Genomic DNA, 10,414 nt, shown 5'->3' with positions numbered 1-10,414 from the left:
TCCTTTGGCTGGAGATGATCAAAGAAGTAGTAAAGCATCGATAAGTTTAAAGTCTTGCCAAACCTTCTCGGCCTTGTAATGAGAATAATATCAGCTCCATCATCAATGATATCTCTGATTAGGTGCGTTTTATCGGCAAAGATATAGCCACCTTTTATGAGCTTTTTAAAGTCACTTAAGCCAACTGGGAGTTTCATGTCAGTATGTTGTATGTTTTTGTATGAGTTGAAAATATATTAACGGTTATGTGTTTACAATCAAATATGGTGAGATGAGTGAGAAGTATCACAAACTATTAAGCATGTAGTAGTTCTAATATAATTCTGTCTACTAAGGTTTCGGCAAGTTTTGCTTTTGTGACTATGCCAAGATCTTGTTGTGAGTCACGTGAGATGATTGTAAAATCGTTGTGCTGCTGTTCTGCGTATTCTATAAGGTTTAGTACAGTCATGTTCAGATTCTTCCCATGTAGTTTAGCTTCAGCACTTTCTACGTTTTTGAAATCTTCAAGCGCAAAACCAACTACGACATTTGGTCTGTTATTTCCTAGATGTCCGATGTGCCTGATAACGTCTATATTTGGTTCAAATTCGACTGATATGTTGTGATCTTTCCTTTTAATCTTCTGTTTACAAGGATATTTCGGTTTGAAATCGCAAATTGCAGCGCAGCCAATGTAAATGTCTGCAGGCAAAAGTTCTAATGACAATTGTTGCATTGCGAGAGCAGTATATGCTCTGTGAATTTTACATATATTTGGAAGTTGAACGCTAACTGCTCCTGCGATTATTGTAACATCACACCCACGCTTCACTAATTCCTCTGCGATCAATAAGCCCTGCTCCCCAGATGAATAGTTGCTGATGAATCTAACAGAGTCTATCGATTCTTTAGTGCTACCGAGAGTGATGACAGCCTTTCTGCTCGCTAAGCTGTTGGTCACTTTGAAGTGTTCTTTGATATAGTTCAATAAAGTCTGATTGCCGACATACTTGCCAATACCTATGTCTCCACACGCGACTTGACCAAAGATAGGATCTATAACGTGTATGGCTCTTTTTCTCAACACGCTTATGTTGTCTTGGGTTGCTGAATGCTCAAACATAGTTGGATTCATGGTCGGTGCTAGAACGACAGGAGATTTGCTCGCCAAGATAGTGGAAAGAGATAGTGTGTCCGCAAAACCACTGCTCAACTTCGCTATAAAATTTGCAGAGGCAGGTGCTATAACTATAAGATCATGTTGCTGAGCTAACTTTATATGCAACATTGTCTCTTCTCTAGATTCTTTGCCTGAAGGATGTAATGAGTAGTCGATATCGTCCATGTATATCAGGCATCTTGAGAGTGATTCAAGAGTTTTAATAGCAAGAAAAGACTGCGCCGTTTTCGTTAATATAACGCTCAGCTGATACCCTGCTGCTTCAAGTTCGCGTACTAGATCAATAGCCTTATAAGCAGCTACACTACCAGTGACGATAAGCAAAATCTTCTTATTGATCATGTGCTTTTGTAAAGAAGTGATACAGCCCAAGTAATACTAAATTTGGAACCAAATGATCAAATACTTTTTCATCCTGAAACAAATATGCGACACCTCCAGTTCCTACTATCGTCACCTCCTCCCCACTAAAGTATTCACGCTTTGCTATGCCGATGAGCTCCTTTAGTGCTCCAGATTGTCCGTAAAAGAGTCCAAACTGAATCTGAGCCTGAATGGAGTGAGAGTTAGGAAGCTGAGGCTTTCTAATGTCGACAGTAGGAAGCTTGGCTGTGAAAGACCCAAGCGCTTTTGCTGCGGTATTAATACCAGGTAAAATTGCGCCACACACGTACTTTTTTGTTTTTGTAACGCAGCACATCGTCGTTGCAGTGCCAAAGTCTAAAATAATAAGGTTGGAATTTGGAAAGAGTTGAAAGCCAGCGATTGCATTTGCTATGCGATCTGCTCCTGGATCCACTTCCACATCAATGTCCATCGAATGTGACAAAAAAGTCGGTGTGATCTTTAAGTACTTGATGCAGGCCGCTGTAATTGAATAATTCATACCAGGTACAACTGAGCTAATAGATACACCTTTAATGTCAGAGATATCGATATTATGCTCACGTAACATAAATTTCAAAAATAAGCCAAGTTGGTCGGAGCTCTGGCTTTGATTGCTGGTATGCCTAAATGTTACAAGGCAGGATCCGTCCAGGCATATACCAAAGAAAATATGCGAATTGCCTATATCTATACATAGAATCATAAGTGTTAATAGCCGTCCTCTTGATACGAATAGGCCGTAGCCTCCTAACGTCTTAGTTATTTATAAGCTGTGACGTATTTAATTTACTGTATATGAATAAATCACAATGAACAAGAAATAGATAGAAGTGCACGTCATTCTGATAATTAGTAAAGATGTTATAGTCTGTCCGCAAATTTAATTGAAATGAAAAGAATCGATGCAAAAGTTATCTGTTAAGTTGTTGGCAAAGGTAGATGGGTTGCCGCTTTTGCGGGCATGACAAAGGGGAGAAGCGGGAATTGTAAGTCTGAGATGTGGTATGGCATCCACATTCGCGGACAAGCTCTTATAGTAAATTTTGAAAATAGCAACGTGAGAAATAGGGGGCTTGGGATGCCACGCGCTAGTGACCAGGGAAACAATGGCGATATCATAATACAGACTATATGGCGAGCAAAATGAGAGCTTGATACTTCATAAATATCAGTGTAGCATGCTCGATATACGTACACTAAATTGTAAAGCCAATAATGCTAAACATAATGAACATCAAATATAGCGATGTCGCTGGTTTGATAGGCGTGCTTATACTTTTAACATCCTATTTGCTAATACAGCTTGATAGGATCAATGTAAAAGAATTAACGTATTCTGTCATGAATATGTGTGGCGCTCTTTTCATTATGGTGTCGCTCTTGGTAGACTGGAATCTTTCATCGATGGTTATTGAAGTGATATGGTTCCTGATCAGTGTGTACGGTATATGCAGGTGCTTGCGCAAGAAAGTGCAATGAAGTCAGTGTGTGGTAGTACAGCTTCAAATACTTTCGCTTGACTGCTGGATTAATCATTGACATGTGTGATATTACTGGTATAAAGGTATACTTTATTTACCGGGTGTTCTTTGGTAGTTTAAAAGCTCCGAAAAGGTGATCGTTGCCCTTCGTTTGAAAACGGTCATGTGATGGTAGCTCTTTGAATGAATTGGCCCCATGTTGTTTGATAGGTGTGCATCAAATTTATGAGACTGGTTGCGTTCATTAAAGAGGTAAAAGCAGAGGCCTTAAAAATAGTATGGCCTTCGAGGAAGGAAACTATGTTTGCTTCCATCTTGGTTATTCTGGTGACCGTATTAGTGGGCTTGTTCTTTCTACTAGTTGATTCACTAGTTCATAAGTTAATAAGGTTGATACTTGGAATTTAAGGAGGTGTGGTAACTTGGCAAGCAATAATACATCGTGGTACGTCATAAATGCTGCTTCAGGTTTTGAGCACAAGATAGCTAAGGCGATAAAAGAAGCTGCTGAGCAAAAGGGGCTCTCCGCCGCTTTTGAGGAAGTGATGGTGCCTGTGGAAAACATTTCTGAGGTAAGGAGAGGAAAGAAGGTAGTCAGTTCAAGAAAAATCTTCCCAGGGTATGTTTTGATCAAGATGGATTTGAATGATGTGACCTGGAACATTATCAAAAATATTCCAAAGGTCGCCGGTCTGCTTGGTGCATCTGGAAAGCCACTGCCTGTTCCAGAGGAGGAAGTAATGAGAGTGTTGAAGCAGATAGAAGATGGCGCCGTGGTGAAAGAGGTCGTCCTGGCTTATGAAGTTGGGGAAACAGTCAAAATTATTGATGGTCCATTTGAGACCTTCACGGGTGTTATAGAAGAACTGGATGTTGAAAAGACCAGATTAAAAGTTCTAGTCTCGATCTTTGGAAGAGCCACTCCCGTTGATTTGGATTTTGTGCAAGTAGAGAAAATTAAGTAAATATAGGTATTTAAAATGAAAGCCAAGAATTCTAAAATCGTATGTCAAATTAAATTGCAGGTTCCTGCTGGTCAAGCAAACCCTTCTCCCCCTATAGGTCCTGCGCTTGGTCAGCGTGGTTTGAATATCAAAGATTTCTGTACTCAATTTAATGACAAGACTAAGGGTTTTGAGCAAGGTATGCCTGTTCCTGTGATCATCACAGCATATGCAGACAGAACGTTTACTTTTGTTACTAAAACTCCTCCTACATCTTATCTTGTCAAAAAAGCAGCTGCACTACAGAAGGGATCCCAGACCCCTGGCAGAAGTACTGCAGGGCAAATACCTAAAGCCAAGGTTGAGGAAATAGCAAAGATGAAGTTAGTTGATATGGGTATCGACGGAATCGATAGCGCTATATCTCAAGTGATGGGTACCGCTGTTTCAATGGGGATTCAGGTCGTAGATTAAAGCAAATAGTGTATTTTACTAATTTAATTTTGAATGCAAATCATGTCAAAACTTAGCAAAAGAATGAAAAAAGCCACCAGTCTTGTGGAGGCTGATAAGTTATATTCTTTAGAGGAAGCTTTAAGTATACTGAAGCAGTATGGTGTCGATGCTGCTACAAAATTTAATGAAACTGTTGATATTGCGATAAGGCTTGGTGTAGATCCGAAGCATTCCGATCAAATTGTCAGGGGTATTGTTCCGATGCCGCATGGACTCGGAAAGAAAGTGAGGGTCCTTGTTTTTACCGACTCTGCTCGTATTAAAGAAGCGGAGGGTGCTGGTGCGGATATCGTAGGTGATGAGGCGCTTATAGAGGAAGTAAAAGCTGGTAGGCTGGATTTTGATGTGTGTATAGCAACCCCAGGTATCATGCCAAAGGTTGGTGTGCTAGGCAAGGTGTTAGGTCCTAAAGGTTTAATGCCCAACCCAAAACTTGGAACTGTAACAGAGAATATTGAGGAGGGAGTGAAAACCTTTAAGGCCGGCCAGGTCGAGTACAAGGTTGAAAAAGCTGGTTTGGTTCATGCAGGTGTTGGTAAGTTGAACTTTAGTTTGAATGATTTGAAAGATAACATTCTTGCACTCTACAATGCTGTCCTTGGAGCTAAACCATCTGGTGCTAAAGGTGTGTATATGAGAAAAATGTACATTAGTAGCACAATGGGCCCTGCAATTCCTATTGACTTAAAAGCAATGTTGAGCTAGCATCACAAATCGCTGGTGAGCAGGTGCTAATTGCTGTAATGTTGAAGTATCAAAATTTTTAGTTGGTTATTATTGTGACTAGTAAGGTTGAAAAACGGGAATTTGTTGCCAAATTAGAGGGCGTGTTTGCTACAAGTCAGTTTGTTCTGATTGCGCATGATAAGGGTCTAAAAGCGCTCGATGTGAAAGACCTGAGAAGGAAAGTCAAAAGCTCAGACGGCACATATATGGTCGTAAAAAATACTTTAGCTAAGATTGCTGTCGACGGCTCCTCTTTTAGAGAGCTTGAGAGGTTCTTGACTGGACCAACTTCCGTTGTGTACTCCAACGATCCTGTGTCTGTCTCAAAGGCTGTTGCTCAATTTGTGAAGCAAAATGATAAGTTGGAGGTAAAAGCTGCTGTCATGGGTGGTGTTCTGTTGGACGCTACAGCTGTTCAAGCTCTTTCGACATTACCATCTTTGGATGTATTGAGAGGTCAGTTGGTTGGTCTCTGCAACGCTCCTGCTGTGAGCCTTATTAGAGTGCTGAGAGCTCCTGCTGAGCAAATAGCTAGGCTTTGTTCTTTGCGCTCAAAGCAGAAGTAAAATGAAATTAACTTTTTATTAAAGAGGAAAAATGACCACATTACAACAATTAGTTACTGATTTGTCTAAGTTGACAGTTTTAGAGGCTGCAGAGCTTTCTAAGCTTCTGGAGAAGGAGTGGGGTGTTTCTGCGGCAGCAGCAGTTGCTGTTGCGGCTGTCGCTTCTGATGCGTCATCTGAAGCTGCTCCAGAGCAGACAGAGTTTGATGTAATGCTGCTTGATGCAGGAGCAAATAAAATCAATGTCATCAAAGAAGTCCGTGCGTTTACCGGTCTTGGTTTGATTGAAGCGAAGCAACTCGTTGAGGGTGCTCCAAAAGCTGTGAAGAGCGGCGTTTCTAAAGATGAAGCTGAAAAAATCAAGGCGACTCTTGAGACTGCTGGAGCAAAAGTTGAAATAAAATAGCTCGTTACCTTTTGCTGTTACTGTTATCCGGCAGTGAGTAACTTCTATCTGTTGTTGCCATTGTTGCTTTTTAAATTAGATGTAGAGGGTTGCTGTGTCCACTGTGTCGATATCGTCACTTCCTTATAAAAGGAGAAGAAAGTGTTTTGGTCAAATTAAGTCAGTTGCAGAGATCCCCAATTTAATACACGTTCAAAAAGCTTCTTACGAAGAGTTCTTGCAAATAGGTAGGTCGGTTTCAGAGCGTGAGGATAAGGGGCTCGAGTCTGTTTTTCGCTCGGTGTTCCCTGTTGCGGATTATGAAGGTAAGGCAGTTTTAGAGTACCTGAGTTATGACTTGGATAGACCAAAGTATGACATAGATGAGTGTGGTCAGCGTGGGGTGAACTATGCAGCTCCTCTCAAGGTAAAGTTGAGGCTGATAGTATGGGATATAGATGAGGAAGCTGGTACTCGAGACGTCAAAGGTATAAAGGAGCAGGACGTATACATTGGTGAGATACCATTAATGACCGATAGGGGTACCTTTATCATCAATGGCGCCGAGAGAGTAGTCGTATCTCAAATGCACAGGTCTCCTGGTGTGTTTTATTTTCATGATGGAGGTAAGGCAAGTACCTCTGGTAAGTATTTGTATTACGCAAGAATAATACCTTATCGTGGATCTTGGTTGGATGTCGAGTTTGATATCAAGGATTTGCTATACTTTAGAATAGACAGAAAACGTAAGATATATATCACATCCCTTCTTAAAGCCCTGGGATTTACAAAAGATCAAATACTCTCAGAGTTTTATAGTAGGATAAGTTATAGAAAATTTGGTGAAGTCTGGGTCACAAAGCTTGATCCAGAAAGGTTGAGGGCTGGCAAGGTATACTTTGATGTTGTGGATGCCAAGACAGGTGATGTGATTATCAAAGCTGACACTAAGGTGACACCTAGGTTGATTAAATCTCTGATGGAGTCAGAGCAACGCGAGTATGTCGTACCTTTAGAAGAATTGGTAGGCTCATATATAGCTGAAGACATAATCAATCCAGTGGATGGCGAGGTCATCATGGAATCTGGAGATGAAATTACACAAAATATACTGGATCGCATCGATGAGGCCAAGATTGAAGCTATAAATATCTTGAATATAGATTATATTAAGACTGGGCCATATATTAGGAACACTTTGGTGCTTGATAAAAATATGACTCAAGACGAAGCGCTCGCTGATATTTATAAAGTGATGCGCCCTGGTGAGCCTTCCACTCCCGAAGCTGCTCATGCCCTATTTAACAGCGTATTTTTTGATAAGGATAAATACGATTTGTCTCCTATAGGTAGAATGAAAATAAACGTCAAGCATGGTCTTGATATACCAGAGACTCAGACGATTTTAACAAGAGAAGATGTTGTTGCGATCATCAAGCACATCATTCAGTTAAAAGACGGTGTTGGCTCTGTCGACGACATAGACAACCTAGCAAATAGAAGGATCAGATCAGTAGGTGAACTGGTCGAAAATCAGTTTAGGCTTGGTTTGGTCAGAATGAGTCGAGTCATCATTGAAAGAATGGGCGCTATTGAGATAGATAGCATAATGCCACATGATCTTGTTAATTCCAAAGTCCTGATGTCCGTATTGAAGGAGTTTTTTGGTACATCGCAGCTCTCTCAATTTATGGATCAGACTAATCCTTTGTCAGAAATCACTCACAAGCGTAGACTTTCCGCCTTGGGTCCTGGAGGTTTAACAAGGGATAGAGCCGGTTTTGAAGTGAGGGACGTGCACACTACACATTATGGTAGAATATGCCCTATTGAAACTCCTGAAGGTACTAACGTTGGTTTGATTAACTCGCTAGCTTGTTATGCTCGTATCAATAAGTACGGCTTTCTTGAGAGTCCTTATCGTAAAGTAGTAGATGGAAAAGTGACAGATGAAGTCCATTACTTGTCCGCTATCGAAGAGAGTAAATATGTTGTCGCTTCTAGTACTAAATTAAAGAACGATCAGACTTTTACAGAAGATATGGTCAAGTCTAGGTGTGATGGAGAGATTATCGTTGTGCCACCTGAGAGGGTTGACTTTATCGATGTGTCGCCTAAGCAGATTGTTTCTGTCGCCGCTTCCTTGATACCGTTTTTGGAGAATGACGATGCTAGTAGGGCTTTGATGGGTTCTAACATGCAGCGTCAGGCTGTACCGTTAATGAAGGCCCAAGCTCCGTTCGTAGGTACTGGTATGGAAGCAGTTGTCGCTCGCGACTCTGGGGCGACTGTGGTTGCCAAGAGAGAGGGGGTTGTGGATAGAGTAGACGCTAATCGTATAGTTATCAGAACTGCAGGAAGCGGTAATGAGGGAGTAGGGGTGGATATTTATACTTTGATGAAGTACAAAAAATCCAACCAAAATACGTGCATCAATCAAAGACCAATCGTTAAGCTAGGTGATAAGGTAAAAAAAGGAGATATCATCGCTGATGGTCCTAGTACGGATAACGGTGAGCTTGCTTTAGGTAGAAATATACTGGTCGCTTTCATGCCGTGGAATGGGTACAACTACGAGGACTCAATATTGCTCTCTGAAAATGTTGTAAGAAAAGACGATTTTACTTCTATTCATATACAAGAGTTTGAAGTCGTCGCTAGAGATACTCGTTTAGGTGCTGAGGAGATTACTAGGGATATTCCAAATGTTAGTGAGGAAAATCTACGCCACCTTGATGAAGTTGGTGTTGTACACATTGGAGCAGAGGTTAAACCAGGTGATATTTTGGTTGGAAAGGTTACACCAAAAAGTGAGTCACCGATCACTCCAGAGGAGAAATTGTTGAGGGCTATCTTTGGAGAAAAAGCTGCTGATGTAAGGGATTCCTCATTGCGAGTACCACCTGATGCTAGAGGTACTGTCGTGGGTGTCAGAGTGTTTACTAGAAGAGGTATCGAAAAGGATGAGAGAGCTATATCTCTTGAACGCAGAGAGATAGATTCTTTTATAAAAGATAAGGATGATGAGCTGAACATCATACAAGGGCATGCCTATACTAGGGTGTGTAAGTTGCTATTAAATCAGATTGTTGTAACTGGTCCTAAGAACTTTAAAAAGGGCCAAGTCATTAGCAACGAGATGTTAAGCGAATTACAGATTCGTTTGATATGGCAGGTAGTTGTAGAAGATAACGCAGTGATGGAGGAAATTGCTACAATCAAGGCTCTACATGATGATTACGTTGAAGACCTAGAAGACAGGTTTAAGAAGAAAGTAGAGAAATTACAGAGTGGAGATGATTTACTCCAAGGTGCTTTGAAGGTGGTTAAGGTGTATCTTGCAACAAAGCTGAAGATACAGCCTGGTGATAAGATGGCCGGTAGACATGGAAATAAAGGGGTTGTGTCGAGAATTGTGCCAGTAGAGGATATGCCATTTTTGGAAGATGGGACTCCTGTGGACGTCGTGCTAAATCCTTTGGGTGTTCCTTCTAGGATGAACGTTGGGCAGATTTTGGAGACACATTTAGGTTGGGCTTCAGCAAATATAGGGAAACAAATATCACAGCTTCTGGATAAGGCGAATGGACAAAAAGATGTTAAAAAGCTCAGAAAGTATCTTTTAGAGCTTTATCAAAATGATGCGGATGCAGTGGAAGAGATCTCGGGTATGGAAGACATAGATATTAAAGTGTTTGCTGGTGGTTTGTCATCAGGGATGTACTTCTCCACTCCCGTATTTTGTGGAGCGAAGGAAGACGATATTAGTCAGGCTTTAGAATTTGCTGGTGTCGAGGCATCAGGACAGGTCAGTCTGATAGATGGAAGATCTGGTGAATACTTCCATAGAAAGGTGACCGTTGGTTACATCTACATGATGAAGTTGGATCACCTTGTAGACGACAAGATACACGCTAGGTCTATAGGACCCTATAGTCTGGTTACTCAGCAACCTCTGGGTGGTAAGTCACACTTTGGTGGTCAGAGATTTGGGGAGATGGAATGTTGGGCTCTGCAGGCTTATGGAGCAGCTTACACACTCCAAGAGATGTTGACCGTAAAGTCTGATGACATTACAGGCCGTATCAAGATGTATGATGCGATAGTTCGTGGTGACGCATCTTTTGATGCTGGTATACCTGAATCTTTCAACGTTATGGTCAAGGAACTGCGTTCCCTTTGTCTAAACATACACATGAAGAGAGATAATGACGATGTGGCGTAGGCATGCGGCAAAAGTGTCTTAG

General features: G+C 41.2%; 11 protein-coding genes. 8 read left to right on the top strand and 3 right to left on the bottom strand.

Features of this window, described 5'->3' with window-relative positions:
- From EDM53_RS03920 to EDM53_RS03910, 3 genes are all read right to left on the bottom strand, one after another.
- Positions 1–197 (bottom strand): AAA family ATPase (locus EDM53_RS03920; RefSeq protein WP_165379514.1); only part of this gene is annotated, 197 nt, incomplete at its 3' end.
- Between the two features lie 98 nt (positions 198–295).
- Positions 296–1,504 carry a bifunctional phosphopantothenoylcysteine decarboxylase/phosphopantothenate--cysteine ligase CoaBC gene (coaBC, locus tag EDM53_RS03915; protein ID WP_130122366.1) on the bottom strand — a complete coding sequence of 403 codons (1,209 nt, stop codon included), beginning with the start codon at positions 1,502–1,504 and terminating at the stop codon, positions 296–298.
- Positions 1,494–2,252 carry a type III pantothenate kinase gene (locus EDM53_RS03910; RefSeq protein ID WP_130122365.1) on the bottom strand — a complete coding sequence of 253 codons (759 nt, stop codon included), beginning with the start codon at positions 2,250–2,252 and terminating at the stop codon, positions 1,494–1,496. Before EDM53_RS03910 ends, coaBC begins: the two co-directional genes overlap by 11 nt.
- Before the next feature lie 512 nt (positions 2,253–2,764).
- Here EDM53_RS03910 and EDM53_RS03905 point away from each other — a divergent pair.
- The 8 genes from EDM53_RS03905 to rpoB all read left to right on the top strand — a co-directional run bounded on the left by EDM53_RS03905 (position 2,765) and on the right by rpoB (position 10,392).
- Positions 2,765–3,028 carry a CBU_0592 family membrane protein gene (locus tag EDM53_RS03905; protein WP_165379632.1) on the top strand — a complete coding sequence of 88 codons (264 nt, stop codon included), beginning with the start codon at positions 2,765–2,767 and terminating at the stop codon, positions 3,026–3,028.
- 227 nt (positions 3,029–3,255) lie between these two features.
- Positions 3,256–3,438, top strand: a complete 183-nt coding sequence (gene secE / locus EDM53_RS06575; protein WP_130122363.1) for a preprotein translocase subunit SecE — start codon at positions 3,256–3,258, stop codon at positions 3,436–3,438.
- 14 nt (positions 3,439–3,452) lie between these two features.
- Entirely contained in the window at positions 3,453–3,995 is a 543-nt protein-coding gene (gene nusG, locus EDM53_RS03895) for a transcription termination/antitermination protein NusG (RefSeq protein ID WP_130122362.1), read from the top strand.
- 15 nt (positions 3,996–4,010) lie between these two features.
- Entirely contained in the window at positions 4,011–4,448 is a 438-nt protein-coding gene (gene rplK, locus EDM53_RS03890; RefSeq protein ID WP_130122361.1) for a 50S ribosomal protein L11, read from the top strand.
- A 33-nt stretch (positions 4,449–4,481) separates the two neighbouring features.
- On the top strand, positions 4,482–5,195 hold the full coding sequence (gene rplA / locus EDM53_RS03885) for a 50S ribosomal protein L1 (protein ID WP_410528558.1): 714 nt from the start codon (positions 4,482–4,484) through the stop codon (positions 5,193–5,195).
- Between the two features lie 74 nt (positions 5,196–5,269).
- Positions 5,270–5,782, top strand: a complete 513-nt coding sequence (rplJ, locus tag EDM53_RS03880; protein WP_165379631.1) for a 50S ribosomal protein L10 — start codon at positions 5,270–5,272, stop codon at positions 5,780–5,782.
- A 31-nt stretch (positions 5,783–5,813) separates the two neighbouring features.
- Positions 5,814–6,188, top strand: coding sequence for a 50S ribosomal protein L7/L12 (gene rplL, locus EDM53_RS03875; RefSeq protein ID WP_130122358.1), 375 nt, complete (start codon positions 5,814–5,816; stop codon positions 6,186–6,188).
- 94 nt (positions 6,189–6,282) lie between these two features.
- Complete coding sequence (gene rpoB, locus EDM53_RS03870) at positions 6,283–10,392, top strand: DNA-directed RNA polymerase subunit beta (protein WP_165379630.1); 4,110 nt, start codon at positions 6,283–6,285, stop codon at positions 10,390–10,392.
- Positions 10,393–10,414 lie beyond the last annotated feature (22 nt).

This window comes from Rickettsiales endosymbiont of Peranema trichophorum (assembly GCF_004210275.1).
Lineage (GTDB): Bacteria > Pseudomonadota > Alphaproteobacteria > Rickettsiales > Midichloriaceae > RICK02.
Note: the sequence above shows the minus strand (reverse complement) of the source record. Positions and strands in the feature narration are given on the sequence as shown.

Bases quoted from the DNA above. Each gene is read 5' to 3' on its own strand.
- rplA (WP_410528558.1), top strand. From the start codon at position 4,482: ATGCAAATCATGTCAAAACTTAGCAAAAGAATGAAAAAAGCCACCAGT.
- rplL (WP_130122358.1), top strand. From the start codon at position 5,814: ATGACCACATTACAACAATTAGTTACTGATTTGTCTAAGTTGACAGTT.
- rplK (WP_130122361.1), top strand. From the start codon at position 4,011: ATGAAAGCCAAGAATTCTAAAATCGTATGTCAAATTAAATTGCAGGTT.
- EDM53_RS03910 (WP_130122365.1), bottom strand. From the start codon at position 2,252: ATGATTCTATGTATAGATATAGGCAATTCGCATATTTTCTTTGGTATA.
- coaBC (WP_130122366.1), bottom strand. From the start codon at position 1,504: ATGATCAATAAGAAGATTTTGCTTATCGTCACTGGTAGTGTAGCTGCT.
- secE (WP_130122363.1), top strand. From the start codon at position 3,256: ATGAGACTGGTTGCGTTCATTAAAGAGGTAAAAGCAGAGGCCTTAAAA.
- EDM53_RS03905 (WP_165379632.1), top strand. From the start codon at position 2,765: ATGCTAAACATAATGAACATCAAATATAGCGATGTCGCTGGTTTGATA.